Annotated in this window: 22 protein-coding genes; 7 read left to right on the top strand and 15 right to left on the bottom strand. The window is 67.7% G+C overall.

Translation table 11 applies throughout. From position 1 onward, the window contains the following. The 8 genes from pcaD to pobA all read right to left on the bottom strand — a co-directional run. The coding region (gene pcaD / locus AX690_RS11395) for a 3-oxoadipate enol-lactonase (protein ID WP_066730379.1) at nt 1-838 on the bottom strand (838 nt) is incomplete at its 3' end. Beyond that, complete coding sequence (gene pcaB / locus AX690_RS11390; protein WP_082769619.1) at nt 838-1,983, bottom strand: 3-carboxy-cis,cis-muconate cycloisomerase; 1,146 nt, start codon at nt 1,981-1,983, stop codon at nt 838-840. The genes pcaB and pcaD, both read right to left, overlap by 1 nt. 22 nt (nt 1,984-2,005) lie before the next feature. Continuing rightward, nucleotides 2,006-2,668, bottom strand: a complete 663-nt coding sequence (gene pcaG / locus AX690_RS11385) for a protocatechuate 3,4-dioxygenase subunit alpha (RefSeq protein ID WP_066685471.1) — start codon at nt 2,666-2,668, stop codon at nt 2,006-2,008. Next, nucleotides 2,665-3,378: a protocatechuate 3,4-dioxygenase subunit beta gene (pcaH, locus tag AX690_RS11380; RefSeq protein WP_066685470.1), complete on the bottom strand. Its 714-nt coding sequence runs from the start codon at nt 3,376-3,378 to the stop codon at nt 2,665-2,667. Before pcaH ends, pcaG begins: the two co-directional genes overlap by 4 nt. Nucleotides 3,379-3,387: 9 nt before the next feature. Continuing rightward, on the bottom strand, nt 3,388-4,587 hold the full coding sequence (pcaF, locus tag AX690_RS11375) for a 3-oxoadipyl-CoA thiolase (protein WP_066685468.1): 1,200 nt from the start codon (nt 4,585-4,587) through the stop codon (nt 3,388-3,390). Then, the gene (locus AX690_RS11370) at nt 4,584-5,231 is read right to left on the bottom strand and encodes a CoA transferase subunit B (RefSeq protein ID WP_013079462.1); all 648 of its coding nucleotides are present in this window, start codon (nt 5,229-5,231) and stop codon (nt 4,584-4,586) included. Before AX690_RS11370 ends, pcaF begins: the two co-directional genes overlap by 4 nt. Next, nucleotides 5,231-5,956: a CoA transferase subunit A gene (locus tag AX690_RS11365; RefSeq protein WP_066685466.1), complete on the bottom strand. Its 726-nt coding sequence runs from the start codon at nt 5,954-5,956 to the stop codon at nt 5,231-5,233. Before AX690_RS11365 ends, AX690_RS11370 begins: the two co-directional genes overlap by 1 nt. 17 nt (nt 5,957-5,973) lie before the next feature. Further along, nucleotides 5,974-7,149: a 4-hydroxybenzoate 3-monooxygenase gene (gene pobA / locus AX690_RS11360; protein ID WP_066685464.1), complete on the bottom strand. Its 1,176-nt coding sequence runs from the start codon at nt 7,147-7,149 to the stop codon at nt 5,974-5,976. 148 nt (nt 7,150-7,297) lie between these two features. Between pobA and AX690_RS11355 the strand changes: the two genes are divergently transcribed. From AX690_RS11355 to AX690_RS11340, 4 genes are all read left to right on the top strand, one after another. Continuing rightward, on the top strand, nt 7,298-8,191 hold the full coding sequence (locus AX690_RS11355) for a helix-turn-helix domain-containing protein (protein ID WP_066685463.1): 894 nt from the start codon (nt 7,298-7,300) through the stop codon (nt 8,189-8,191). Between the two features lie 125 nt (nt 8,192-8,316). Next, complete coding sequence (locus AX690_RS11350) at nt 8,317-9,729, top strand: aldehyde dehydrogenase (protein ID WP_066685462.1); 1,413 nt, start codon at nt 8,317-8,319, stop codon at nt 9,727-9,729. 40 nt (nt 9,730-9,769) lie between these two features. Continuing rightward, entirely contained in the window at nt 9,770-10,591 is an 822-nt protein-coding gene (locus tag AX690_RS11345; protein WP_066685460.1) for a p-hydroxycinnamoyl CoA hydratase/lyase, read from the top strand. A 44-nt stretch (nt 10,592-10,635) separates the two neighbouring features. Continuing rightward, entirely contained in the window at nt 10,636-12,120 is a 1,485-nt protein-coding gene (locus tag AX690_RS11340; RefSeq protein WP_066685459.1) for an AMP-binding protein, read from the top strand. Between the two features lie 10 nt (nt 12,121-12,130). On the opposite strand, the gene AX690_RS11335 is transcribed toward AX690_RS11340, so the two are convergent. Together AX690_RS11335 and AX690_RS11330 are read right to left on the bottom strand one after the other, a co-directional pair. Further along, on the bottom strand, nt 12,131-13,078 hold the full coding sequence (locus tag AX690_RS11335) for a PDR/VanB family oxidoreductase (RefSeq protein ID WP_066685458.1): 948 nt from the start codon (nt 13,076-13,078) through the stop codon (nt 12,131-12,133). Then, on the bottom strand, nt 13,075-14,145 hold the full coding sequence (locus tag AX690_RS11330) for an aromatic ring-hydroxylating dioxygenase subunit alpha (protein ID WP_066685560.1): 1,071 nt from the start codon (nt 14,143-14,145) through the stop codon (nt 13,075-13,077). Before AX690_RS11330 ends, AX690_RS11335 begins: the two co-directional genes overlap by 4 nt. Before the next feature lie 128 nt (nt 14,146-14,273). Between AX690_RS11330 and AX690_RS11325 the strand changes: the two genes are divergently transcribed. Continuing rightward, complete coding sequence (locus tag AX690_RS11325) at nt 14,274-15,008, top strand: GntR family transcriptional regulator (protein ID WP_066685457.1); 735 nt, start codon at nt 14,274-14,276, stop codon at nt 15,006-15,008. A 99-nt stretch (nt 15,009-15,107) separates the two neighbouring features. Then, entirely contained in the window at nt 15,108-15,533 is a 426-nt protein-coding gene (locus tag AX690_RS11320; protein ID WP_066685455.1) for a MarR family winged helix-turn-helix transcriptional regulator, read from the top strand. Here the strand turns inward: AX690_RS11320 and AX690_RS11315 are convergent, their stop codons facing one another. The 5 genes from AX690_RS11315 to AX690_RS11295 form a co-directional block, all read right to left on the bottom strand. Beyond that, nucleotides 15,534-16,682, bottom strand: a complete 1,149-nt coding sequence (locus AX690_RS11315) for a hybrid sensor histidine kinase/response regulator (protein ID WP_066685453.1) — start codon at nt 16,680-16,682, stop codon at nt 15,534-15,536. Continuing rightward, nucleotides 16,679-17,248, bottom strand: coding sequence for a chemotaxis protein CheB (locus AX690_RS11310; protein ID WP_066685451.1), 570 nt, complete (start codon nt 17,246-17,248; stop codon nt 16,679-16,681). Before AX690_RS11310 ends, AX690_RS11315 begins: the two co-directional genes overlap by 4 nt. After that, nucleotides 17,245-18,066, bottom strand: coding sequence for a protein-glutamate O-methyltransferase CheR (locus tag AX690_RS11305; RefSeq protein ID WP_066685449.1), 822 nt, complete (start codon nt 18,064-18,066; stop codon nt 17,245-17,247). The genes AX690_RS11310 and AX690_RS11305 overlap by 4 nt, the downstream gene beginning before the upstream one ends. A gap of 2 nt (nt 18,067-18,068) precedes the next feature. Continuing rightward, nucleotides 18,069-21,455 (bottom strand): response regulator, encoded by a 3,387-nt coding sequence (locus tag AX690_RS11300; protein WP_066685447.1) that lies wholly within the window; start codon nt 21,453-21,455, stop codon nt 18,069-18,071. Nucleotides 21,456-21,740: 285 nt separating this feature from the next. After that, nucleotides 21,741-24,071 carry a TonB-dependent receptor gene (locus AX690_RS11295; RefSeq protein WP_066685445.1) on the bottom strand — a complete coding sequence of 777 codons (2,331 nt, stop codon included), beginning with the start codon at nt 24,069-24,071 and terminating at the stop codon, nt 21,741-21,743. 456 nt (nt 24,072-24,527) lie between these two features. On the opposite strand from AX690_RS11295, the gene kdpA reads away from it, so the two are divergent. Continuing rightward, nucleotides 24,528-26,123: potassium-transporting ATPase subunit KdpA (kdpA, locus tag AX690_RS11285; protein ID WP_066730378.1), on the top strand; the 1,596-nt coding region annotated here is incomplete at its 3' end.

The raw sequence follows: 26,123 nt of genomic DNA, 5'->3' as shown, positions 1-26,123 counted from the left end.
TTTCGAGACCCGCCTCGAACAGCGTGTCCTTGGCCTCGCGCGCGGCGGTCCCGCGTCGGACCTCGCGCACGAAGTCCCGCACCGCGCCGGCCAGGGCCGTGGGCGCTTCCAGGCTGGGCAGGTGCGCCCCGCCGATCTCGACATGGCGCGTGTTCGCGACCGCGGCGACGATGCGCTCGCCATGGCCCTCATAGGGGGTGGCGAGGTCCTTGACGCCGGTGACCACCAGGGTCGGGGCGGCGATGGCCGGCAGCCGCTCGAGCAAAGCCATATCGCGGATGGCCGCGCCGCAGCCGGCATAACCGTCGACGCTCTGAGCCCGCATGCCGGCGCGCACGGTCTCGACGACCTCGGGGTGCTGGGCGCGGAAGGCGTCGGAGAAAAAGCGGCCCATCACCGCCTCGACGATCGCGCCCATGCCCTCGGCGCGGATCAGGGCCAGCCGCTGGTTCCAGGTGGAAGGATCCATGGCTGGCGAGGTGCAGGCCAGGATCAAGGCCTCGACGCGCTCGGGGGCCTTGGTCGCCAGGGCCATGGCGATCATGCCGCCCAGCGACGTGCCGCAAAGGCTGGCCTTGGCCGCGCCGGCCGCGTCCATCACCGCCAGCACATCGTCGGCCAGAAGGTCGAGCGTGTAGTCGCCCGCCGGCGCGTCCGAGGCGCCGTGGCCGCGGGTGTCCATGCGGATCACGCGGAAGTCCGGGGTCAGCAGCGGGACAACCGGATCGTAGAGCGACAGATCCGTGCCGATCGAGGTCAGCAGCACCAGGGCCGGCTTGTCGGCCGCGCCGTCCTGACGCCAATAGAGGCGGGCGCCGTGCGAGATCGCGAAGGGCATCAGCGGTCCTTTTCGTATGCGGCCAGCGCCTGGGCGACCAGCGCCGCGCTCTCGCCCGTGTCGGTCCCGACCTGGGCGGACGTGAGGTTGGCGGCCATGCGGCCCTCATCGACCTCCAGGCCTTCGATGACGGCGGCCATGGCGGCGAGGGCGCCGTGGGTCAGTTGGAACAGCTCGGCCAGCACCGGGGCTTCGGCCTGCCAGCCGCCGAGGCCGCGCTCGTGCTGCTGGGGCAGGGCCGAGACGATGGTGGCGGCTAGGTGCGGCGCGCGGATCGCCGCCGAGAGCGCCACCTGGCATCCGGTCGGATTGCGCTTGTGGGCCATGGCCGAAGAGCCGCCCCGTCCGGTCTGGCGCGGCTCGAAGGCCTCGCCCACCTCGACCTGGGCCATCAGCGCGACGTCGCCGGCGATCTTGCTGATCGCGCCGGTCAGGATGGCCAACGCGGATGCCAGACCCGCCACGTCCTGGCGTTCTGCGTGCCAGGGGAGGGCGGGCGGAAGGTTGAGCCGCGCGGCTAAAAGCTCCGCCAGCGCCGCGCCCTGTCCGTCGAGACCGGCGCGCGAGCCGGTCGCGCCGCCGAACTGCAGGCGGATGGCGGCGGTCTCGCGCTCGAAGCGCTCAAGCGCCCCGGCCACGCCCGACAGCCAGGTCGAGACCTTCAGGCCAAAGGTGATTGGCAGGGCGGCCTGGAGCAGGGTGCGGCCCAGCATCGGGGTGGATTGGTGCTTGAGGGCCAGGGCCGCGAGGGCGTCGGCCAGCCGCGTCGCGTCGCGTCGGATCAGCGCCGCGCCGTCCCGGGCCTGTAGCATCAGCGCCGTGTCCGCGAGGTCCTGGCTGGTCGCGCCCTTGTGGACACGCGCGGCGGCCTCGGGCGGCGACACGCGGGCCCGCAGGCGCTCGACCAGCGGAATGGCCAGGGTGCCCGCGTGCGCGGCGGCCTCGGCCAGTTCGGCGATGTCGAGCGTCGACGCGCAGGCGGCGGCGATCGCCTCGGCGTCGCCTGGCGGGATCAGGCCCAGCTCGGCCTGGGCCAGGGCCAACTCGGCTTCGAACGCCAGGGCCGCCTTCAGCAGCGCCTCGTCGCCGAACACGGCCAGCATCTCCGGCGTCGAGGCCGGTCGGTCGCGCAGCAGGGAAGGCAAGGGCGGGCGACTCCGTTCAGCGTCAGATGTCGAAGAAGACCGTTTCGCCCTCGCCTTGCAAGATGATGTCGAAGCGCCAGACGGCGGCCCCGTCTTCTTCCCCGACGCGGCGAGCGATCAGCGTGTCACGGCGCAGGGCGGGAACCAGGTCCAGGATCGCGTCGCTGGCGTTGGCGGCGTCGCCCTCGAAATAGGCCCGGGTGACCAGGCGCTTGAGCAGGCCGCGACCGAAGACGCCGACCGCGATGTGTGGGGCGTGGCCCTCGCCGATCGCGCCGGGACGCACGGTCCGGAAGCGGTAGACGCCGTCCTCGCTGGTCGAGGACCGGCCAAAGCCGATGAAGCCGGTGTTGCCCTCGGCGTAGCGGCCGGCCGCATCGGCCTGCCAGATCTCGACCATGGCGTCGGGGATGACCTGGCCGTCGGCGTCGATCACCGCGCCTTCCAGTACGATCGTCTCGCCCGCGATCTCGCCCTTGGGGCTGGGCGAGGCCAGCACGTAGTGCTCGGGCGGCATCAGCTCGGGACGCGCGCCGATCTCGCTGGTTCCGACCAGGTCGGCGCCGCCCTTCCAGGGCAGGCCGTAGTGGAAGAAGGGGCCGACCGTCTGCCAGGGCGTCTGGCCGAAGATCGCCGGATCCTGGTTGTCCTGGCGCGGGGCGGGGCGGGCTTGTTCGGGGGTCATTGGCCGTTCTCGAAAGGCGTGGCGTCGCGGCCGCGCAGGACGATGTCGAAGACGTAGCCCAGGGCCCAGTTGGGCTCGGTCGTCTCGAGATCGAAGCGCGAGACCATCCGCTGGCGGTAGGGCATGGGCACGGCGTTGGCGATCGGGTCGATCTCGATCAGCGGATCGTCCGGGAAGTACATCTGGGTCACCAGCCGGGTGGCGAAGGCCGGGCCCAGCAGCGACAGGTGGATGTGCGACGGACGCCAGGCGTTCTTGTGGTTCCGCCAGGGATAGGCGCCTGGCCGCACCGAGATGAAGCGATAGCGGCCCTCGGCGTCGGTGATCACCCGTCCGGCGCCGGTGAAGTTGGGGTCGAGCGGCGCGTCCCACTGGTCCTTCTTGTGGATGTAGCGGCCGGCGGCGTTGGCCTGCCAGACCTCGACCACGGTGTGGGGTACGGGGCGGCCGTCCTCGTCCACGACGCGGCCCGAGACAACGATCCGCTGGCCCAGCGGCGTTCCCTTGTGCTGGGTCGTCAGGTCCGCCATCGACTCGCCCATCAGCCGCGACCAGGCGTTGGCCGGTCCGGTGGTCTCGGTCAGGGTGTGGGGGATCCTGACCAACGGCTCTCGCGGCGAGCGCGAAACGGTCGAGGCGTAGTTCGGATAGAGCGAGGGCGGCTGGCCCGCGTCCTCGCGGCGGTAGGAACCAGGCAGGATCAGGCTCATGAGGGTCTCCTAGACGCGCTCGAAGGCGAGGGCGGCGCCCTGGCCGACGCCGATGCAAAGGGTGGCGAGGCCGCGCTTGCCGCCGGTCGCTTCGAGCCGCCGCAGGGCGGTGAGGACCAGCCGCGCGCCGGACGCGCCCAGGGGATGGCCGAGCGCGATGGCGCCGCCGTTGGCGTTCACATGCTCGCCGTCGTCGGGCAGGCCCAGCTGGCGCAGGACCGCCAGGCCCTGGGCCGCGAAGGCCTCGTTCAGTTCGACCGCGTCGAAGTCGCCGATCGACAGGCCGGTCTTGGCCAGCAGCTTGCGGACCGCCGGGACCGGGCCGATGCCCATCACGCGCGGCGGCACGCCGGCCGTGGCGTAGCCGGTGATCCGAGCGCGCGGCGTCAGGCCGTGACGCCTTACCGCCTCTTCGGAGGCGACGATCAGGGCCACGGCCCCATCATTGACGCCCGAGGCGTTGCCGGCCGTGACCGTGCCGCCTTCGCGGACCACGGGCTTCAGCTTGGCCAGCGCCTCCAGCGTGGTCTCGCGCGGGTGCTCGTCGCGATCGACGATCGTCGGGCCGGCCTTGCCGGGGATCTCGACGGGGGTGATCTCGCCCGCCAGGAACCCGTTGGCCTGGGCTGTCGCCGCGCGTTGCTGGCTGCGCAGGGCGAAGGCGTCCTGGTCCTCGCGGCTGACCTGATAGTCGGCCGCGACGTTCTCGGCGGTCTCGGGCATGGAGTCGACGCCGTAAGCCTTGCGCATCGCCGGGTTCACAAAGCGCCAGCCGATCGTGGTGTCGAAGATCTCGGCGTTGCGCGAGAAGGCGCTGTCGGCCTTGCCCATCACGAACGGCGCGCGGCTCATGCTCTCGACGCCGCCGGCGATGACGAGGTCGTTTTGGCCCGACAGGATGGCGCGCGCGGCGTAGCCGACGGCCTCAAGGCCTGAGGCGCATAGCCGGTTCACGGTGACGCCAGGGACCTCGACCGGATAGCCGGCCAGCAGCAGGGCCATGCGGGCGACGTTGCGGTTGTCCTCGCCGGCCTGGTTGGCGCAGCCCATCACGACCTCGTCGAGGGCCGAGAGGTCGAGGCTGGGATTGCGGGCGGCCAGCGCCTTCAGCGGGATCGCCGCCAGGTCGTCGGCCCGCACCTTGGCCAACGCGCCGCCGTAGCGGCCGATCGGCGTACGGATTCCGTCACAGAGATAGGCGGTGGTCATGCGAAAGCTCCCGCGTCGAAATCGGCCTCGGTCTTGGCCTTGATCTCGTCGAGGGTGACGCCCGGCGCCAGTTCGATCAACGTCAAGCCGCCCCCTTTCCGGTCGAGGTCGAAGACGCAAAGATCGGTGATGACCATGTCGACGCAGGCCGCGCCGGTCAGGGGGAGGGCGCAGCGCTTGAGGACCTTGCTCTGACCGGCCTTGTTGGCGTGGTCCATGACCACGATGACGCGCTTGACGCCGGCGACCAAGTCCATGGCGCCGCCCATGCCCTTCACCATCTTGCCCGGGATCGTCCAGTTGGCGATGTCGCCGTTCTGGGCCACCTCCATCGCGCCGAGCACCGTCAGGTCGATGTGCCCGCCGCGGATCATGGCGAAGCTCTGGGCGCTGTCGAAGAAGCTGGAGGTCGGCAGCTTGGTGATCGTCTGCTTGCCGGCGTTGATCAGGTCCGGGTCGGCCTCGCCCTCATAGGGGAAGGGGCCCATGCCCAGCATGCCGTTCTCGCTCTGCAGGGTGACGTGGACGCCCTCGGGGATGTGGTTGGCGACCAGGGTCGGGATGCCGATCCCTAGGTTGACGTAGAAGCCGTCCTTCAGCTCGCGGGCGGCGCGGGCCGCCATCTCGTCGCGGGTCCAGGCCATTACGCAGTCTCCCCAGCTTGGGCGTCCCGAGGACGGGTGGTCAGCTTCTCGATCCGCTTTTCGTTGATCGTCGAGCGGATGATGCGATCGACATAGATGCCGGGCGTGTGGATCGCATTGGCGTCCAGTTCTCCGGCCTCGACGATCTCCTCGACCTCGACGATCGTCACCTTGCCGGCCGCGGCCATGACCGGGTTGAAGTTGCGGGCCGTCATCCGGAACATCAGGTTGCCTTCCGGGTCGGCCTTCCACGCCTTGACGATGGCGAGGTCCGCGCGCAGCCAAGTCTCGCGGACATACTGCTCGCCCTCGAAGGTCTCGACCGGCTTGCCCTCGGCCACGACCGTGCCGACGCCGGTCTTGGTGTAGAAGGCCGGGATGCCCGCGCCGCCGGCGCGAATGCGCTCGGCCAGGGTGCCCTGCGGGTTCAACTCCAGCTCCAGCTCGCCCGACAGGTAGAGCTGCTCGAACAGCTTGTTCTCGCCGACATAGGACGAGATCATCTTCCGGATCTGGCCGTTGTTCAGCAGCATCCACAGGCCGAAGCCGTCGGCGCCGCAGTTGTTGCTGATCACCGTCAGGCCCTTGACGCCCGTATCCTTCAGGGCCGGGATCAGGGTCTCGGGATTGCCCGACAGGCCAAAGCCGCCGGACATCAGCGTCATGCCGTCGAAGACGACGCCCTCCAGGGCCGCAGCGGCGCTCTCGTAGATCTTGCTCTTCATGCTTGCTCCGAAGCCTCCTAGACCAGCGGGAGGCCGACGTAGTTCTCGGCGAGGGTGACCTGGGCGGCGCGCGAGCCGCGCATGTAGGCGAGCTCGGCGACCTGCATCTTGCGGTCGAAGCCGTCGCGGTCGGGGAAGCGGTGGGTCAGGCTGGTGAACCACCAGGAGAAGCGCTCGGCCTTCCAGACACGCGCGAGCGCCCGGGCCGAATAGCCGTCGAGGCCGGCGTCCGAGCCTTCCAGATAATGCTCGGTCAGCGCCTCGCCCAGCATGATCACGTCCGAGGCGGCGAGGTTCAGCCCCTTGGCCCCGGTCGGCGGCACGATGTGGGCGGCGTCGCCGGCCAGGAACAGGCGGCCATGGCGCATGGGCTCGCTGACGAAGCTGCGCAGCGGGGCGATCGACTTCTCGAACGAGGCCCCGCGCGTCACCCGGGCGCCGGCCTCCGGACCCAGCCGCAGGCAGAGCTCGTCCCAGAACCGCTCGTCGCTCCAGTCCTCGATCCGCTCCTCAAGGCCGCACTGGATGTAGTAGCGGCTGCGGGTGGGCGAGCGCATCGAGGCCAGGGCGAAGCCGCGCTCGTGGTTGGAATAGATCAGCTCGTGGTCGCATGGCGGCACGTCGGCCAGCACGCCCAGCCAGCCGAACGGATACACCCGCTCGAAGGTCTTCAGCACATTGTCCGGGATCGTGGCGCGGCTGACGCCGTGATAGCCGTCGCAGCCGGCGATGAAGTCGCAGTCCAGGCGGTGCTCGGCGCCGTCCTTGCGCCAGGTGACGTACGGCTTGGTTCCATCGATGTCATTCAGGGCGACGTCCTCGGCGTCGAAGATGATCCGGACGCCGCGCGGCTCGGCCGCGTCGAACAGGTCCTTCATGACCTCCTGCTGGCCATAGACCATCACCGTCGAGCCGCCGGTCAGCTCCGACATGTCGATGCGGAAGAGGTCGCCGTCGGAGGCGATGTTGGCGCCCGTATGGATCAGACCTTCAGCGCGCATCCGATCGCCCAGGCCCAGGTCGTTCATCAGGTTGACCGTGACCTGCTCCAGGACGCCGGCGCGAACGCGGCCTTCTACGTACCCGCGATCGCGGCGCTCCAGGACAACCGCGTCGATGCCCGCGCGACGCAGCAAGTGGGCCAGGAGCAACCCGGCCGGTCCCGCGCCGATGATGGCGACCTGTGTGCGCATGTGGTCCTCGTTTCCGCCCCGCCGCTCTAAGGCGACTTGGGGAGAGAGTGCGGGTTCAGCGGGTCCGTGGGGATGGACAGAGCTGCCAAAAAATTGGACTTTTCGATCGGCGACGCCCGCGCGCGAACGCTAATCAGGAGCGTTGCGAGTGCCCGATAGTTCAGCAATTCCTAGCTTCTTCCTGTTCGGTGAGCCTCTGAGGACGGTGCAGGGCAAGTTTATTCACCTCGAGGAATTGGACGATCGAACGCGGCCCAATAATTGGAACATACGCGCGCACGCGCATACGGACCTGAACCACGTCTTCCACATCTCCGCCGGCGGCGGGGTGATGCACGTCGATGACGCGACCATCGCCTTCGCCGCGCCGTGTCTGTTGCTGGTTCCCTCCGGCCGGGTGCACGGCTTCGCCTACGAGGTCGAGACGGCCGGCTCGGTCCTGACGATCGCCGACAGCTATCTGCGCGACCTGACGGCGCGGGAGCCGGCCTTCGCCAACCTGTTCCGGGTCCCCCGCCAGACGCCGCTGGACGCTCGCTCGCGGGTCGCCGGATCGCTTGCGGAGCTGTCGCGCGAGCTGGTCTGGACCGCGCCCGGCGGCGGCGCGGCCGCCGAGGCCCACCTGCTGACCATCCTGGTCGAGGCGCTACGCCGGCAGGTTCAGGACGAGGCCGTCGGACCGGCCCTTCAAGGCGGCCACATCGCCCTGGTGGCCCGCTTCCGCGAACTAGTCGAGGCGCACTATCGCGAGGGTCTTCCGATGGAGGCCTATGCCCGCAAGCTGGGGGTGGCCTTGCCGCGCCTGAGGGCGGCCTGCATGCGCGCGGCCGGGGCGTCGCCGCTGCGCCTGGTCCAGGAACGGCTAATGCTGGAGGCCAAGCGCGCGTTGCTCTACTCGAACATGACCATCGCCGAGGTGGGCTATCATCTGGGCTTCGAGGATCCGGCCTACTTTTCGCGGTTTTTCACCAAGGCCGAGGGGCGATCGCCCAAGCGCTACCGCTTGGACCGGGCGGCGCGACCTTCGCCGTTGGCGGCCTGACAATCGTTTGAGGTTCCGCCAGGGATTGTGACTTGTCAGCATTGTTTGCCTGGCATACAAAGTGAGCGGCATACGAATAATCCGCGCGGAACAACGCGCTGCGCCGTCCAAGGGAAGGAACGATCATGAGCTCGACCCAAGCCGTCTTTGAGCGCCTCGACCCGATCACCGGCGCGGTCGCCACGACCTCCGTCGCCATGACGACCGATCAGGCGCGCGCCGCGGTCGACGCGGCCCAGGCGGCGCTTCCAGCCTGGAGCGCCCTGGGGCCCAACGCCCGTCGCGCTCTGCTCTACAAGGCCGCCGAGGCGCTGGAAGCCCGCGCCGACGCCTTCGTCCAGGCGATGATGGGCGAGATCGGCGCGACCGAGGGCTGGGCCCGCTTCAATCTGATGCTGGCCGCCTCGATGGTGCGCGAGGCCGCCTCCTTGACCACCCAGATCAACGGCGAGGTCATTCCGTCCGACAAGCCGGGCTGTCTGGCCATGGCGGTGCGCGAGCCGGTCGGCGTGATCCTGGGCATCGCGCCGTGGAACGCGCCGATCATCCTCGGTGTCCGCGCCGTCGCCACGCCGCTGGCCTGCGGCAACACGGTCGTGCTGAAGGCCTCCGAGAGCTGCCCGCGCACCCACGGTCTGATCGCCGAGGCCTTCGAAGCGGCGGGTCTTCCCAAGGGCGCTCTGTCCATCGTCACCAATGCGCCCAAGGACGCGAGCGAGGTGGTGGGCGCCCTGATCGATCACCCGGCCGTGCGTCGCATCAACTTCACGGGCTCGACGGCCGTCGGCAAGATCATCGCCAAGCGCGCGGCCGAGCATCTGAAGCCGGTGCTGCTGGAGCTGGGCGGCAAAGCGCCGCTGATCGTGCTGGAGGACGCCGACCTCGACGAAGCGGTCAAGGCGGCCGCCTTCGGCGCCTTCATGAACCAGGGCCAGATCTGCATGTCGACCGAGCGGATCATCGTCGTCGAGGCCGTCGCCGACGCCTTCGTCCAGAAGTTCGCCGCCAAGGCCGCCAGCCTGGCGGTCGGCGACCCGCGCGAGGGCAAGACGCCGCTGGGCGCGGTGGTCGACCTCAAGACCATCACCCACGTCCAGGGCCTGGTGGCCGACGCCGTCGCGGCGGGCGCGGTCCAGGTGGCGGGCGGCGAGGCCAAGGGCGTGCTGATGCCGGCCACCGTCGTCGACAAGGTCACGCCCGACATGCGTCTCTTCCGCGAGGAGAGCTTCGGCCCCGTGGTCGGCGTGATCCGCGCTCGCGACGAGGAGCACGCCATCGCCCTGGCCAACGACACCGAATACGGCCTGTCGGCCTCGGTCTTCACGCGCGACATCGCCCGCGGCCTGAAGGTCGCCCGGCGGATCCAGTCGGGCATCTGCCACGTCAACGGCCCGACCGTGCACGACGAGGCCCAGATGCCGTTCGGCGGGGTCAAGGCCTCTGGCTACGGCCGCTTCGGCGGCAAGGCCGGCATCGACGCCTTCACCGAGCTGCGCTGGATCACGGTCGAGACGCAAGCCGGCCACTTCCCCATCTGACGCGCCGCGCGTCGCCTTTCTTTCTATTCAAGGACTAAACATGACCAAAGCCGACGACACCGTCACCTTCCGGGTCGAGAACCGCATCGCCTGGGTGAAGTTCAATCGCCCGGACAAGCGCAACTGCATGAGCCCGACTCTCAACCGGCGCATGATGCAGGTGCTGGACGAGCTGGAATTCCGCGACGACGTCGGCGTGCTGGTGCTGACCGGCGAGGGCTCGGCCTGGTCGGCCGGCATGGACCTGAAGGAATATTTCCGCGAGACCGAGGCCCTGGGCCTGGGCGCGACCCGGCAGGCCCAGCGCGAGTCCTACGGCTGGTGGCGCCGCTTGCGCTGGTACCAGAAGCCGACCATTGCCATGGTCAATGGCTGGTGCTTCGGCGGCGGCTACGGTCCGCTCTATTCCTGCGACCTGGCCATCGCCGCCGACGAGGCGCAGTTCGCCCTGTCCGAGATCAACTGGGGCATCCTGCCGGGCGGCGGCGCGACCAAGGTGGTCGTCGACCTGATGCCGCTGCGCGACGCCATGTATCACGCCATGACCGGCGAGCTGATCGACGGCCAGAAGGCCGCCGCCTGGCGCCTGGTCAATGAAAGCGTGCCGCTCGACAGGCTTGAGGCCCGCGTCCGTGAACTGGCCGAGGTGCTGCTGAAGAAGAACCCGGTGGCCCTGAAGGCGACCAAGGACGCGATCCGGCGGGTCAAGGAGATGACCTACGACAACGCCGAGGACTATCTGGTCCGCGCGCAGGAGGCGGCCAACTCGTTCGACAACGAGGGTCGCAAGGAAGGCATCAAGCAGTTCATCGACGACAAGACCTACAAGCCAGGGCTCGGGGCCTACAATCTCGCCAAATAGAGCGAGAGGGCTTCGGGGGGAAACAACAAGGAAGGGGAGAGCCGATGACGCCGACGGACCACGTCGCTCTCCAGGCGCGCCTGCAGCCCGACCGGCCGGCGGCCGTTGATCTGGCGAGCGGACGCTCCTGGACCTATGCCGAACTGGATGGCGCCATCGCGCGCGCCGTTGGCGTGCTGCGCCGGCGGGGAGTCGGGGAGGGGGACCGCCTCGCCACCCTCGCGCGCAACCGCGTGCTGCTTGCGGTCCTTCACTTGGCGTGCGCGCGGTTGGGGGCCATGTTCGTCCCGCTCAACTGGCGCCTTTCGCCGGCCGAGGTGGCCTCCCTCGTGGAGGATGCGGCGCCCGCTCTGATCGTCGGCGACGGCCTCCTGGCGACGGTGGGGCTGCAGGGTCTCGATCTCGACGTCTTGCAGGCCGAAATCGACGCGGCCGAACCCGAGGCGGCCTCGCCGGCTGACCGCGAGCGTCCGTCGCTGATCCTCTACACGTCCGGCACCTCGGGGCGTCCCAAGGGCGCGATGCTCTCCGAGCGCAACCTGGACCAGACGGCGATCAACTTCGGCCGCCTTGGCAAGGTGACGCATGAGAGCGTCTTCCTGGTGGACGCGCCGATGTTCCATATCATCGGCCTGATCACCTCGATCCGGCCGGCCCTGATGCACGGCGGGACCATACTAGTGTCGGATGGTTTCGAGCCCGGCCGGACGTTGGCGCGGCTTGGCGATCCTGCGTTGGGCGTGACCCACTATTTCTGCGTGCCGCAAATGGCCGCCATGCTGCGGGCGCAGCCAGCCTTCGACGCCTCGGCGCTGAAACGGCTGACGGCGATCTTCACCGGCGGCGCGCCGCATCCGGCCTCGGATATTCGCGCCTGGCTCGCCCAGGGCATTCCGGTGGTCGATGGCTATGGCATGAGCGAGGCGGGGACTGTGTTCGGCATGCCGGCCGATTCCTCCCTGATCGACGCACGGGCCGGCTCGGCGGGTCTGCCCATGCCGGCGGTCTTCACCCGTATCGTCGATGATCAGGACAACGATTGCCCGGCGGGCGTTCCGGGCGAACTGCTGCTGAAGGGGGACAACGTCTTCCTTGGCTATTGGCGGCGATCTGATGAAACCGCCCGCGCCTTTACCGCGGACGGCTGGTTCCGCACTGGCGACATCGCCCTGGCCGACGCCGAGGGCTATCATTGGCTGGTCGATCGCAAGAAGGACATGTTCATCTCGGGGGGCGAGAACGTCTATCCCGCCGAGATCGAGGCGGCCCTGGCCGACCATCCCACGATCGTCGAATGCGCGGTTGTCGGCGTGCCCGACGCGCAGTGGGGCGAGGTCGGCCATCTGGTGGCGACCTGCCGGGAAGGGGCGGCGTTGGATCTGGCCGAGGTGCTGGCTCATCTCGAAAGCCGGCTGGCGCGCTACAAGCTTCCCAAGGGGCTGACCCTGGTTCCCGCCCTGCCGCGCACCGCTTCGGGCAAGATCCTGAAGACCGTTCTGCGAGAGCGCCTGATCGCCGAGCGGGCCTGACGCCGCCGGCCTAGAGGTCGATCACGAGGCGAGGACCGTGCGCGCGCGAGCAGCAGGGCGTGAAGTGATCGCCGGCCGTCTTCTCCTCGTCGGTCTGAAAGGCGTCGCGATGGTCGATCTCGCCCTCGACCACCCGCGTCAGGCAGGTTCCGCAAACGCCTTGTTCGCAGGATAGCGGCACGAAGACGCCCGCGGCCTCCAGAGCCTCCGCCGCCGTCTGGTCGGCCGTCACCGGCACGACTTGGCCGTTGCTGGCGAGGACGAGTTCGAAGGGCTGGTTTTCGTTCGAAGCGATCGGGGCGGCGAAATGCTCCTTGCGAACCTGAGCAGGCGTCCATCCGCGCGCCGCCGCGCCCTCGGTCACGAAGCTCATGAAACCCGAGGGGCCGCAGACATAGATCCGCCGCTCCGGCGTCGGCGCGGCGAGGATCTGGTCGAGGTCGAGGCGGGTGTCCGGCTCGTCGTCGAACGCCAGGCGCACCGACGAGGCGAACGGCGCGCTCGCCAGCTCTTCGACGAAAGCCGCGCGGGAGCGCGAGCGCGCGCAATAGTAAAGCGTGAAGGGCGCTGCCAGCGCATGAAGCCGATGCGCCATGGCGAGAATTGGCGTCACCCCGACGCCGCCGGCGAACAGCAGATGCTCGCGCCCGGCCTCATCCAAGGCAAAGAGGTTGCGCGGCGGACTGATCGTGAGCGTCGCGCCCTTGACCAAGGCGTCGTGCACGAAGGCCGAGCCGCCCCGCGAAGCCGGCTCGCGCAAGACAGCGATCCGATAGCGGCTCGGATCAGCCGGGTCGTTGCACAGGGAGTACTGTCGTGTCAGGCCGTTGCCCAGGAAGAGATCGACGTGGGCTCCGGCGCTGAACGGGGGCAGTTGGCCGCCCTCGGCGTGGACGAGGTCCAGTCCGACGATGTCGTCCGCCACGGCGGCGCGAGACGCGACGCGAACCTTGATCATCCGACGCGCGCCGCGGCTTCTTGGGCGATGGCCTTATCGATCGCCATGCGCGAGCGGACGCCGCCGGCGTCGATGTTCAATTTCAGCAGCTTGCGGTCGGGATAGGCCAGCAGGTTCTTCTGCTGACGCTCCAGCATCTCCAGGTCCTCCCCGAAGATCTTGCCTTGGCCTTCCCGGATCGTATCCGTGAGCGCGGCGTCGTCCACGGCGAAGCTGCGGGCCATGCCCCAGAAGTAGTGGTGCGAGGTCTCGGTCTCGGGCGTGATGAAGTCGACGACGACGCTGGAGACCTTCTTGTCCGCCGGCGCGTGGTAGCCGCCGTTTCCGGCCAGGGCGACGCCAACCTCGATCATGACGTGGCTGGGCAGCGAGAAGCGACAGATCTGCCAACGGTCGACCAGGGCGTCCTCGGGAAGGCCGGCGCCGCGTAGAGCCATGCGCCAGAACGGTGGGGCGTGGATCCCTTCCATGAACCGGCTGGTCACAACCTCGTCGCCTTCGAGCTTCGTCGTGACCGGCGCCTCGTCGATCTCCTTCTGGCCGATGCTGGTGGCGTGGACGTAGGTCTCGTGGGTCAGGTCCATCAGGTTGTCGACCATCAGCCGATAGTCGCAGGCGATGTGATAAAGCCCGCCGCCATAGGCCCAGTCCGGGCTCTCCGCCCAGAACAGCGGATGCAGCTTGGCGGGATCAGCTTGGGCCGGATCGCCTGGCCACACCCAGATGAAGCCGTAGCGTTCGAGCACCGGATAGGCTCGAATCGCGGGGAAGCCGCCGACCCTCTGGCCCGGCATGGAGGACGCGCGACCGTCGCAGCCCATGGCCAGCCCGTGGTAGCCGCAGACCAGTTCGCCATCCCGCACGAAACCCAATGACAGCGGCGCGCCGCGGTGCGGGCAGAAGTCCTCCAGGGCGACAGCCTGACCGTCCTTGCCGCGATGGAAAACGATGGCTTGGCCACAGATGCGCCGGCCCAGCGGCTTGTCGGCGATCTCGTTGGGCGCGCACGCGACGTACCAGGCGTCGAGCGGCCAGGGGGGAAGGGAGGTCGCCAGTTCAGTGCCCATCATCGTTTCCTCACGCGGTCTTTGGTCTTCGCCAATTGGATCCAATTGTCACGGTGTGGGCGGCGGCGTCAAGATTGGATCCAATCTTGAGCTTGTGATGCGCTCGACCCGTCGGCTAGGGTTCGGCCATGGAGACGCCGAGGATGAAGCCGGGCCAGCGGGTGCTGATGGCCCTTCGCAAGATGATTGCCTCGGGCGAGATCAAGAGCGGCGAGCGCATCGCCGAGATCCCCACGGCGGCCGCGCTGGGCGTTTCACGGATGCCGGTGCGTACGGCGCTGCGCAGCCTGGAGCAGGAGGGGCTGGTCGTCAGGCTCGGCGCTCGCGGCTATGCGGCCCGTGGCGTCTCGATCAGCCAGATCCGAGACGCCATTGAAGTGCGAGGGGTCCTGGAAGGCTTCGCGGTTCGGCGCCTGGCCGAACAGGGCCTTGCGCCGGAGACGTATGAACATCTGAGCAAGCTGATCAAGGCGGGGGATGACCTGTTCGCCAAAGGGCGGCTGACGTCCGAAGACCTCGATCGATACGCCAGCTACAATCTGGCTTTTCACGACACCCTGGTGGCCGCTGCGGGCAACGCCGCGGTGGAGACGGCGCTGGCGCGCAACAACTTCGAGCCTTTCGCCGGTGCTGGAGCGCTTGCGCTCGACCTGACGGATCTCGCGGCCGAGTATGACCATCTCCTGGCGGCCCATCGCCAGCACAAGGCGGTGCTCGAGGCGATCACGCGAGGCGATTTCCTGGCGGCCGAGCAGATCATGCGCGATCACGCCCTGGCCGCCGTCCGTAATGCGAAGGTCTTCGAGGCCGCCATGGCCGCCGGCTCACCTATTGGGGCGGCCCCCACCATCCGCGCGGACTGAAACTGGGCGCACCAGGGCTGGAACTCTGCTCTGAACCGCTTTAGAGCCATTCGAATACAGTTTACTCGGCGTACGAATTTCTCTTGGGATTTTGCTGATATGGAAGAGATCGCCGCTTTCGGCGTCCTGGGAAACCGCCTGGGGTTGCAGCTGCACTATGCCGACGTGCGGGCGATGACCGGCCTTGGCGCCCGTCTGGCGCCGCTGGGTGTTACGCCGGCTCGGGCCACCGCGATCGTCTATATTGGGCTCCATCCGGGATGCGATCAGACCACGCTTGGCCGAGCGTTGGGCGTTAATCGCGCTAGCACGGTGAAGGCCGTGGATGAGATGGAGGCGTTGGGCGCCATCGAGCGCCGCCCGGGGCGCGATCGGCGCACCAACGCCCTGCATCTGACCCCTGCTGGCGAGGCGTTGCGAGCCCGCATTGAACAGGAAACGGCGCTCCACGATCAGGAGGCCTTCGCGGTGCTCACGGACAAGGAACGCGAGCAACTCAGCCTGCTGCTGGCGAAGCTGCGCTAGCTAGGCCGCCGGCTCTGTCACGGGCAGCCGCACGGTGAAGGCGCTGCCGCGGTTCTCTCCGGCGCTGTCCACGGTGATGACGCCGCCATGGAGGTTGACGAGCTGCTTAACGAGGGCGAGGCCGATCCCGAGGCCGCCCTGCGCCTTGCCAAGGTGATCCTCCACCTGGGCGAAGATCTCGAAGATCTTCGACTGCATTTCGGCGGGGATGCCGACCCCGGTGTCGGACACCGTGATGGTCGCCCAGCCGTCCGCGGCGCTTGCGGTGAGGGAGACCGTGCCGCCGTTTGGCGTGTACTTGGCCGCGTTGTTCAGCAGGTTCGAGACGATCTGGGCCACGCGGGTATGGTCGCCGTTCAGCCAGATCGGCGTGTTCGGGAGATCGGTGACGAAGCTGTGGCCGCCGGCGTCGATGGTGTGCTGGCTGGCGTCGATCGCTGATTGCAGGACCTCGCCCAGCTCCAACCGCGTCGTCTTCAGGACGATCTTGCCCTGGCTTACACGTGAGACGTCCAGCAGGTCATCGACCAGGTGGGTCAGGTGCTCAAGCATGCGCTCCATGCGCACCCGGATGTCGGCGGCGCGTTCGGGGGGGATGTCCTTGTTCAGCAGGTGCAGCCCGCCGCCGAGCGCGGCGACCGGGTTGCGCAGCTCGTGAGCCAGAACGGCCAGGAAGTTGTCCTTGTGGCGGTCGGCGCGCCGCAAAGCTTGGGCCGCGGCTTCCAGCTCGTCGCGCTGGGCTTCGATCTGCCGCCGCTGCTCGTAGAGGTCGAAGAAGACGTTGGCCTTGCTGCGCAGGATGTGGGCCTCGATCGGCTTCTGGATGAAGTCGACCGCGCCGGCTTCGTAACCCCGGAAGCGACGCTGATTGCTGGCCGCGCCCGCGGTGACGAAGATGATCGGGATATGCCGCGCGCGCTCGCTGCCGCGCATGAATTCGGCCAGCTCGAAGCCGTCCATGCCAGGCATCTGGACGTCCAGCAGCGCCAGGGCGACCTCGTGCTGCAGCAGCAGTTCCAGCGCCTCTTCGCCCGACCGCGCCTTGAGGCACGTCAGGCCGTCGCGCTGCAGCAGCGCCTCAAGGGCCAGGAGGTTTTCTTCCAGGTCGTCGACCAGAAGGAAGTTGATCGGCTTGTCCGCTGTGGTCATGCGGTCCCCAAACTCGACAGGTAGGACGCGATCGCGTCGAGGGTCATAGTGGAGGCTGTCGGGCAAGCCTCCAAGGCGGCGTCGGGCATGGCCGTGGCGTAGGCCTCGGCGCGGTCCTGGACGATCGCCCTGCCGCCGGCCTCCAGCACCGCCTTGAGGCCCGCCGCGCCGTCATGGTTGGCGCCGGTCATGATCACGCCGACAAGGCCCTCGCCATAGGCGTCGGCCGCGCTCTCGAACAGTACGTCGATTGAAGGGCGAGAGTAGTTGACTGGCTCGTCCGTGGAGAGCGCCAGGGTCCCGTCGGCTTCCACCAGCAGGTGATAGTCGGAGGGCGCGAAGTAGATCACGCCGCCCACCAGCGGCTCCTTGTCCTCGGCCTCCTTGACGGTCAGGCGGCATTTGGCCTGCAGCAACGGCGCCAGGACGTTGTCGCGATCCGGCGGCACATGAACGACCACCAATACGGGTAAGGAGAAGCCAGGGGGGAGGGCGGGCAGTAACGCCAGGAGCGCCTGCACGGCGCCCGCCGACGCGCCGATCACGATTAGGCGGACGCCGTTCATGGCTCGCGCCTCTGATAAATCTTCTCGGCGGCGGCGAATTCCGAGAACGCCGCCGCGTGCGCCGAGAACCTCAGGCTCTCCTTGGAGCCGAGTCCCAGGAAGCCCTTGCGCGTCAGGGATTCTCGGAAAAGGCCGATCGCGCGATCCTGCAACGGGCGATCGAAATAGATCATCACGTTGCGGCACGAGATCAGGTGCATCTCGGCGAACACCGCGTCCGTCACCAGGCTGTGGTCCGAGAAGACCACCCGGTTGCGCAGCGACTTGTCGAAGACGGCGCGGTCATAGGCGGCCGTGTAGTAGTCGGACAGCGAGGATTTGCCGCCGGACTTCTGGTGGTTCTCGGTGAACTTGCGGATGCGGTCCAGGGCGTAGACCCCGGCCTCCGCCGCGGCCAGCGCCTCGGGATTGATGTCCGTCGCGTAGAAGATCGTCCGATCGTAGAGACCTTCCTCGCGGAACAGGATGGCCAGCGAATAGACCTCTTCGCCGCTGCTGCAGCCGGCGATCCACACTTTCAGGGAGGGATAGGTGCGCAGGTGCGGCACGACCTTCTCGCGCAGGGCGCGGAAGTACGAGGGGTCACGGAACATCTCGCTCACCTGGACGGTGAGAAAGCCGAGCAGACGCGGCAGCATGGCCGGATCGTGCAACACGCGGTCTTGCATCGCCGACACCGACGAAAAGCCCAGCTGACTGCGCGCCTGGGTCAGGCGGCGCTTGATCGAGGCCCGCGCATAGTGGCGGAAATCATAGTGGTAGCGCTGGTAGAGCGCCTCCAGCAGCAGCTGGATCTCGAGGTCTTCGATCTCCGACACGCCTACCTCGGCATCCAGACGCGGACCAGCGACAGCAGTTTGTCGACGTCGATCGGCTTGGCCATGTAGTCGTTGGCGCCGGCTTCGATGCAGCGGGCTTGATCGTCGGGCATGGCCTTGGCCGTCAGCATCAGGATCGGCAGCTTCGACCAGCGCGGATCATCGCGGATCGTCCGGGTCGCCGTCAGGCCGTCCATGACCGGCATCATGACGTCCATCAGGACGAGATCGATCTCCTTGGCGGGATCCTGAGACGCGCGGCCAAGCGCCTCGATCGCCTCCTGGCCGTTGCGCGCGATCTCGACGACCGCGCCGCGTGGCTCGAGCACGTTGGTCAGGGAGTAGACGTTGCGGATGTCGTCCTCGACCACCAGGATCCGGCGGCCTTCCAGCACCGCGTCGCGATTGCGCGCCTTCTGGATCATCTTCTGCTGCTCGGGCGGTAGCGCCGCGACCACCTGGTGCAGGAACAGCGAGACCTCGTCCAGGAGGCGCTCGGGCGACTTTGCGCCCTTGATGATGATCGAGCTGGAATAGCGGCGCAGGCGCTGCTCGTCGTCGGGCGACAGGTCGCGACCCGTATAGACGATGACCGGAGGGAAGGCGTGGTCGCCGTCCAGGCTAAGCGTCTCCAGCAGCGAATAGCCCGATGCATCCGGCAGCGAGAGATCCAGCACCATGCAGTCGAAGGTCTCGCGCTTGAGCGCTTCCAGGCATTCGGCGGCCGTGCCGACGCCGACCGTCTCGACATCGCCGGATGTCAGGAGCTTGCCAATCGCCTCGCGCTGGACGCGGTCGTCCTCGACGATCAGCACGCGACGCACGGTGCTGGCCAGCTTGGCCTCGAGGGTCTTCAGCACCTCGGCCAGATCGTCACGCTTGACCGGCTTGACGAGGTAGCCGATCGCGCCCAACGAAAGCGCCGTCTGGCTGTGGTCCTCGGCCGAGATCACGTGGATCGGGATGTGTCGCGTGGCGTCGTCGCGCTTGAGGCGGTCAAGGACCAGCAGTCCGGACTCGTCGGGCAGGCCCACGTCCAGTACGACCGCGCTGGGCTTGAATTCGCGGGCCAGTTTGACGGCTTCCTCGGCCGTGCCGGCCACCAGGCACTGGAAGCCCTGCTCGCGCGACAGGTCGCGGACGATGCCGGCGAAGGTGTCGTCGTCCTCGACGACCAGCAGAACGCGCCGTGCGCCGAGGGCCTGATCACGATCGTCCTCGACCGTCTTCGGCAGGGAGGTCCGTTTCGCACGAGTCCGAGGCGTGGGCGCCGCGACGGGGGCCTCGCTCAGGCGCGGCGGCTCACGCGGCGCCACGCGCATCGGATCGTAGGCGAGGGGGATGGTGACGGTGAAAGTGCTGCCTTCGCCGGGCTTGCTTTCCAAGCTGATCGACCCGCCCAGCAGGCGCGAAAGCTGGCGGCTGATCGACAGGCCAAGGCCGGTGCCGCCGTACTTGCGGCTGATGGTGCCGTCGGCCTGACGGAACGCTTCGAAGATGGCTTCCTGCTGTTCGCGGGAGACCCCGATGCCGGTGTCCTTGACCGAGAACGCTATGTGCTCGTCGTCCGCCGAAGCGATCTTCAGCGTTACGCCGCCTTTCTCGGTGAACTTGAAGGCGTTGGAGAGGAGGTTCTTCAGCACCTGCTCCAGCCGTTGGCGATCGGTCTCGATCACCTTGGGCGCGCCCTCGGCCACCTCGATCGTGAAGTCGAGGCCTCGGTTGTCGGCGACAGGATTGAACAGCTGGCGCAAATCGCCCGTCAGGCGCTGCAGCGAGATGGTCTCGGGTCGCACCTCGACGTGGCCGGCCTCGATCTTCGACAGATCGAGGATATCGTTGATCAGGTTGAGCAGGTCGTTGCCCGAGGACTCGATCGTCTGGGCGAATTTCACCTGTTCCGTCGACAGATTGCCGTTCGGATTGTCGCTGAGCAGCTTGGACAGGATCAGCAGCGAGTTGAGCGGCGTGCGCAGCTCGTGGGACATGTTGGCCAGGAAGTCGGACTTGTACTGGCTGGCCTGCTCCAGCTCGCGCGCTTTCAAGGCCACGGCCGCGCTGGTCCGCTCCAGCTCGTCGCGCTGGGTTTCCAGCATCTGGGCCTGTTCTTCCAACTGGCTGTTGGTCTGTTCCAGCTCGGCCTGCTGCTGTTCCAGGCGGGTCTGGGATTCCTTCAGGGCGCGACCTTGCTCCTCCAGCTCCTCGTTGGAGACGCGCAGCTCTTCGCTCTGGACCTGCAGTTCCTCCGACTGGCGTTGCGTCTCTTCCAGCGTGTCCTGCAGCTCGGCGCGGTAGCGGGCCGAACGCAGTCCGACGCCGATCGCGCTCGAAGCCTGGTTCAGCAACTCCACGACCCGATCGTCGACCGGGTGCAGGAAGCCCAGCTCGATCACGGCGTTGACCACGCCGTCGGCCTTCACCGGCACGATGACCAGGTGACGGGGCTTGTCCTGGCCCAGGGCGGAACCGATGGTGATGTAGCCGTCCGGCACGTCGCGGACGATCGTCGCCTGGCCTTCCGCCGCCACCTTGCCCAGGAGGCCTTCCTTGAGACTGAAGCGCTCCTGGGTCTGGGCGTCGGCGGGGATGCCAAGGCTGGCGGCGCGATAGAAGTGGCCGCCGTGGCCCTTGAATAGCGCTCCGGCTTGGAAGCCCAGATATTGCGACAGGAACGCCAGGATGTTGTCGGCCAGCATTTCCACGGAAAGGTCGCCCATCATCGCCGAGCTAAGACCCACTTGGCCGCCTTGCAGCCACTCCTCGCGCGCCTGAGCGCGGGCGGCGCGGCGGATGAGGTAGAACACCGCCAGGGTGAGCACCCCGCCAAGCGCGCTGGCCAGCACGCCGCTGAGCAGGGCGGTGTTGTACGCCGCGCCCATGGTCGTCAGACGCAAGGCGCGCAGGCGGCTTTCTTCCTGCCGCATGACGCCGACCTGGCGGCGGATCGCGTCCATCTCGGCCTTGCCGCGATCGGTGTTGACCACGGCGAGAGCGGCTTGAGCGCTAATGGTGCGGCGTAGAGTGATCGTCTCGTCCAGCTCCTCGAGCTTGGCCGCGATCTGGCGCTTCAGGACCTTCAGATTGGCCTGTTGCGTGGGATTGTCCCGTGTCAGGTTCTCGACCGCCTCGGCTCGTGAAGCGACGGCGGAGACGGCGGCTTGATAGGGCTCGAGGTAGCGATCGTTGCCAGTCAGCAGATAGCCGCGCTGTCCCGTCTCGGTGTCCTGCACCGTGGACAACAGATCATCGATCGCCATCAGCACGTCGTGGGAATGCCAGATCTTCTGGCTATTGCTCCGCAGCATCTCGACATTGCGATAGGCGACGAGTCCGCTGCCCAGGAAGAACAGCAGCACCAGGGTCAGCCCCAAGGTCGCCCAGACCTCCATCCGGGACCAGGGCAGGGACGAACGCGATGAGCTTGTAGTCGACATGAAGGTCCCGGCCGAAACGCTAGTCGGTGATTTGGCGGGGGAGCGGGCCCGTCAGCAACGGTTCTCTCGCCGTGGCTCGCGGCTTATCCCCGAACCTCGGCGCCATTGATTGTCGTCGCGATAAACACCACGCCCCCGTGCGCGCTGCGGCGCGCAGGGACCCAAACGCCGTCGCACGGCAAAGGTTCCGGAAAGCGGGGGACTTTCTTCAGCGCTTCGCTGGAAGGCTTCATTCCCCGTCTAGAACGGCTTGGCCGTCAGGGTGACGCCGACGGTGCGGGGGTCGCCCAAGATGGCCGTGTAGGGCGTGATGGTCGTTGCGGCGGCGAAGGCGGCGGCGTACCGCTTGTCGAACAGGTTCTTGGACCACAGCGTCACCGACCAGCGCTCGCCCCGGGCTCGGACCCCGATCCCCGCGTTCGTCAGGGCAAAGCCGTTCTGGCGGCCATAGGACGAGAGCGGGTTCAGGTTGGCGCGACTGCGCCACGTCTCGTTGGCGTAGGCGAACAGCGATAGACCGCCCGCCAGCGGCTGTTCCCAGCGCGCGCTGAGGGCGCCCGTCCAGTTGGGGGCGAAGGGCGCTGACTTGCCCGAAAGGTCCACGGAGGCCGGCGCGCCGACATAGGCGTACTCCTGGGGCGGCGGCGCGTTCTTGTAGGAGACGTAGATGGCCTCGCCCCAGGCGGTGCTGAACGACAGGTTCAGGCGGCTGGAGACCTGGGCGACGCCTTCCACCTCGACGCCCCGCAGCCGAACCTTGCCGACATTGGACAGGTAGGTGCGGGTGCTGGTCGGGTCGCTGAGCGTGGCCTGATAGCCGTCGATCGTGTTGTTGTAGAGGTTGGCGTTCAGCGTGGCCCGGCCGCCGGCCAGGGTGGTCTTGATCCCCAATTCGTAGTCCATCGACTTTTCGGGGGCGATGATCACGGCGTCGCCGACCTTGGCGCCCAGGTTGGCCGCGCCGGATTTCTCGCCATAGCTGGCGCTGGCGTAGGCCAGGACGTTGTCGCTGATCTTGTACGACGGGTTGATCAGCCAGGAGATCGAGCCGTCGTCCTTCTTGCCGCTGACCGTGTAGGCCGGTCCCGTCGCCGCCGCGCGATACGGAGCGAGGGCGGGCGGCAGGGGCGCGCCGCCTAACGAGAAGACCCGGTTCGACGCCTCGCGGGACTCGTGAGTGTATCTCAGGCCGGCGGTCAACGTGGCGCGCTCGCTCACATGCCATGCAGCCTGGCCGAAGATCGCCGCGCTGGCGGTGTCGGCCGCGCCTGCCTGGTCGCGCTCGACGCCCTCCAGGATGGCGACCGGGAGAGTCGGAGCCAGGAAGAAGGCCGAGGCCTTGGACAGAAGCTCGACGCGGTAGTTGCTGCGGACCTGCTGCCGTAGAACATAGATTCCGGTCTGCCAATCGATCTTGTCGCCGGTCGGCGACGCCAGTCGCAGCTCCTGTGAGAACTGATCGACGTCGACATCGTAGCCCGCCCGGAAGATCGGGTAGGGCGTGTAATCGCTGTCGTTGTGGGGACGGTAATACAGGCGCCGCCAGGCGCTGACCGAGGTCAGGGTGTTTGCGCCGAGCTTGAACTCGGCGATGTTTGACACCCCGTCGGTCTTGGAGATCAGGCGCGCCTGCGTGTCCAGATTGGCGTCGTCTAGGTCATAGGACGCGGCGTAGCCGAACCCGGTCTTCAGCTTCCGCGCCCAGCCATTGCGCGTGGTCCCGTTGACGTAGGTGAGGGGATCGCCCACCGGCGGATAGTAGTTGTTGTACTCGTCGGTGTCGTAGTGTTCGATGATCAGCCGGTCGGTGAAGGACGGGTTGGGATCGAACTGCAGTTGCCCGCGGATCGCCCAGCGCCGATTGTCCAGATAGTCCTCGCCGTCGATCCTGTTGGTGATCCAACCGCCGCCGGTGTCGCCATAGAGCGTCAGGCGTCCAGTGATCTTGTCGCCGACGATCGGGCCCGAGATGTTCGCGCGAACCTGATAGTGGTCGCGGCTTGAAACCGTCGCGCTGACCGTGGCGTCCGGCCGATAGGACGGGGCCTTGGTCGTCACGATCAGCGCGCCCAGGGTCGTGTTCTTGCCCAGCAGGGTGCCTTGCGGACCGCGGGCCAGCTCGATGTGGTCGAGGTCGACGAAGTCCAGCCACGAAAACCCCGGGTGGGTAAAGAAGACGCCGTCGACGATCAGGCCTACGCCCGCTTCCGAGCCGTCGCTGTTGGCGTTGCCGCCCAGGCCTCGGACGGTCAGTGTCGAGACCCGCGCGTTCTGTTGCAAGGCCGCGAAATTGGCGATCTTGGCGGCGTAGTCGGCCACTCGGTCGAGACGTTCAGTCTTGAGCGCCTCGCCAGAGACGGCCGACACGGTGATCGGCACATCCTGCAATTTTTCCTCGCGCCGGCGCGCCGTGATGATGATCTTATCCACCGCTTGGCCAGGCTCCGCCTCCGCCGCGGCGGCGGGAACGATCTCCCGGGCTTCAGCGACGCCGCTCATAACGGCGCAAGCCAGGACGCTGGCGCCGACGAGCAGCCGCGCTTTTGGACTGTTGGTTTTGCTACTGGTCATCACGCCCCCGAAGGCCTCGCGGGCTAACGCCTCGTCTGAGTCCCGAAATCCTATTCATCTGATGGGTTTTTTCGGGAGGCGCAAACCCAGAAGCTTCAAAGCGTGGCTGGGATTTCTAAATGGCGCTCACGCCGAAGCGCTCGGCCTGGGGGTAGTCTACCCTCGGTCGAGCAGATCGCCTTTATGCGATCCTTATGCGCGGCTCGGTCTTCCGCATCGCGCCTTTACGCGTCTTCGTGGTCCCTGGCCTCCGACACCAAAGGAGGCCGTCATGGCTGATCTTCTTTATGGGGCGCTGGCCTTGGGCCTGTTCGCCCTGTTCGGCGCTTTCGTCGCCGCGCTGAGGCGCGTCTGACGATGCTCGTGAACATCCTGTGGGGCGCCGGCGCGATTGCGATCGCCGGCTACATGGTCGCGGCGATGCTGCGGCCCGACAAGTTCTGACGGACCTTTTCCATGACATGGCAAGGATGGGCGGAGATCGCCCTGACCCTGAGCCTGGCGGTCGCCATCGGCTGGCCGCTGGGCGTCTTTCTTTCGCGCGTCTGGAACGGCGAGCGGACGTTTCTCGATCCGGTGATGCGGCCCGTCGAGGGCCTCTTCTACAAGGCCTGCGGTGTTGACCCGACCAGGAGCCAGAGCTGGCGCGCCTACGCCCTGGCCTTGCTGGCCTTCAATCTGGTCGGCTTTGTCTTCGTCTACGCGGTGCTGCGCCTCCAGGGCGTGCTGCCGCTCAATCCGCAGGGCTTTCCCGGCCTTTCGGGGCACCTGGCGTTCAACACCGCCTTCAGCTTCGTCACCAACACCAACTGGCAGAGCTACGCGGGCGAAAGCACGATGTCGACGCTCAGCCAGATGCTGGTGCTGACGGTGCAGAACTTCGTCTCGGCCGCGACCGGCGCGACCGTCGCGGCCGCTCTGGCCCGGGCGTTCGTCGCCAATCGCGGCGAGGGCGTCGGCAACTTCTGGGCCGACCTGATCCGCACGACGCTCTACCTGCTGCTGCCATTGGCCTTCGTGGTCGCGGTGGTTCTCGTCGCCCTGGGCCTGCCTCAGACCCTGGCCGCCGGCGTTACCGCCCATACGCTGGAGGGCGCCGACCAGAAGATCTCGCTCTACGCCGTCGCCTCGCAGGAGGCGATCAAGATGCTGGGCATCAACGGCGGGGGGATCTTCAACACCAACTCGGCGCACCCGTTCGAGAACCCGACGCCGCTGACCAACCTGATCACCGCCGTCTCGATCAACACCCTGGGCTGGGCGGCCTTCTTCGCCTTCGGTCGGATGGTGCTGGCCAAGAAGGACGTCCGCGCGCTCGTCATCGCGGCCTTCGTGCTGCTGTTCGCTGGCGCGGCCGGCGTCTATGCGACCGAAACCCAAAGCCCGCCGGCCCAGGTCGCGGCCAAGGTCGACGCCTCGGTCAATATGGAGGGCAAGGAGGTCCGCTTCGGCGCGCCCGCCACGGCCGCCTGGGTCGCCATGACCACCGGGGCCTCGAACGGCTCGGTCAACGGCATGCACTCCAGCCTGATGCCCCTGGGCGGCGGCATCGCGCTGTTCCTGATGCAGCTGGGCGAGATCCTGCCGGGCGGCATCGGCTCGGGCGTCGCCATCATGGTCGTCATGGCCCTGCTGTCGGTGTTCGTCGCCGGGCTGATGGTCGGCCGCACGCCCGAGTATCTCGGCAAGAAGGTCGAGGCCCGCGAGATCCAGTTCTCGATCCTGGCGGTGGTGATCATTCCGCTATCGATGCTGGGCTTCTCGGGCCTCGCCGCCGTCCTGCCCGAGGCGCTGAAGGGCCTCATGCACAGCGGTCCGCACGGCCTGTCGGAGATCCTCTACGCTTACGTCTCGGGCACGGCCAACAACGGCTCGGCCTTCGCCGGTCTGACCGCCAACGCGCCCTGGTGGAACGTGACGCTGGGGATCGCCATGGCCCTGGGCCGATTCCTGCCGATCGTCGCCGTGCTGGCGATCGCCGGCAGCCTCGTCGCCAAGCCCAAGCTCGCCCCCACCGCCGGCACCCTGCCGACCGATGGCGGCCTCTTCGTC

Source organism: Caulobacter sp. CCH9-E1 (assembly GCF_001556515.1).
Classification (GTDB): domain Bacteria; phylum Pseudomonadota; class Alphaproteobacteria; order Caulobacterales; family Caulobacteraceae; genus Caulobacter.
This window is presented reverse-complemented; position numbering and strand designations above follow the sequence as displayed.

What these genes read in the sequence shown, in the direction of transcription:
- AX690_RS11300 (WP_066685447.1), bottom strand. Translation starts at nt 21,455, where the DNA reads ATGGAGGTCTGGGCGACCTTGGGGCTGACCCTGGTGCTGCTGTTCTTC.
- pobA (WP_066685464.1), bottom strand. Translation starts at nt 7,149, where the DNA reads ATGCGCACACAGGTCGCCATCATCGGCGCGGGACCGGCCGGGTTGCTC.
- pcaF (WP_066685468.1), bottom strand. Translation starts at nt 4,587, where the DNA reads ATGACCACCGCCTATCTCTGTGACGGAATCCGTACGCCGATCGGCCGC.
- AX690_RS11350 (WP_066685462.1), top strand. Translation starts at nt 8,317, where the DNA reads ATGAGCTCGACCCAAGCCGTCTTTGAGCGCCTCGACCCGATCACCGGC.
- AX690_RS11320 (WP_066685455.1), top strand. Translation starts at nt 15,108, where the DNA reads ATGGAAGAGATCGCCGCTTTCGGCGTCCTGGGAAACCGCCTGGGGTTG.
- AX690_RS11345 (WP_066685460.1), top strand. Translation starts at nt 9,770, where the DNA reads ATGACCAAAGCCGACGACACCGTCACCTTCCGGGTCGAGAACCGCATC.
- AX690_RS11340 (WP_066685459.1), top strand. Translation starts at nt 10,636, where the DNA reads ATGACGCCGACGGACCACGTCGCTCTCCAGGCGCGCCTGCAGCCCGAC.
- AX690_RS11330 (WP_066685560.1), bottom strand. Translation starts at nt 14,145, where the DNA reads ATGGGCACTGAACTGGCGACCTCCCTTCCCCCCTGGCCGCTCGACGCC.
- pcaH (WP_066685470.1), bottom strand. Translation starts at nt 3,378, where the DNA reads ATGAGCCTGATCCTGCCTGGTTCCTACCGCCGCGAGGACGCGGGCCAG.
- pcaG (WP_066685471.1), bottom strand. Translation starts at nt 2,668, where the DNA reads ATGACCCCCGAACAAGCCCGCCCCGCCCCGCGCCAGGACAACCAGGAT.
- AX690_RS11310 (WP_066685451.1), bottom strand. Translation starts at nt 17,248, where the DNA reads ATGAACGGCGTCCGCCTAATCGTGATCGGCGCGTCGGCGGGCGCCGTG.
- AX690_RS11325 (WP_066685457.1), top strand. Translation starts at nt 14,274, where the DNA reads ATGGAGACGCCGAGGATGAAGCCGGGCCAGCGGGTGCTGATGGCCCTT.
- AX690_RS11370 (WP_013079462.1), bottom strand. Translation starts at nt 5,231, where the DNA reads ATGGCCTGGACCCGCGACGAGATGGCGGCCCGCGCCGCCCGCGAGCTG.
- AX690_RS11315 (WP_066685453.1), bottom strand. Translation starts at nt 16,682, where the DNA reads ATGACCACAGCGGACAAGCCGATCAACTTCCTTCTGGTCGACGACCTG.
- AX690_RS11365 (WP_066685466.1), bottom strand. Translation starts at nt 5,956, where the DNA reads ATGAAGAGCAAGATCTACGAGAGCGCCGCTGCGGCCCTGGAGGGCGTC.
- AX690_RS11335 (WP_066685458.1), bottom strand. Translation starts at nt 13,078, where the DNA reads ATGATCAAGGTTCGCGTCGCGTCTCGCGCCGCCGTGGCGGACGACATC.
- AX690_RS11295 (WP_066685445.1), bottom strand. Translation starts at nt 24,071, where the DNA reads ATGACCAGTAGCAAAACCAACAGTCCAAAAGCGCGGCTGCTCGTCGGC.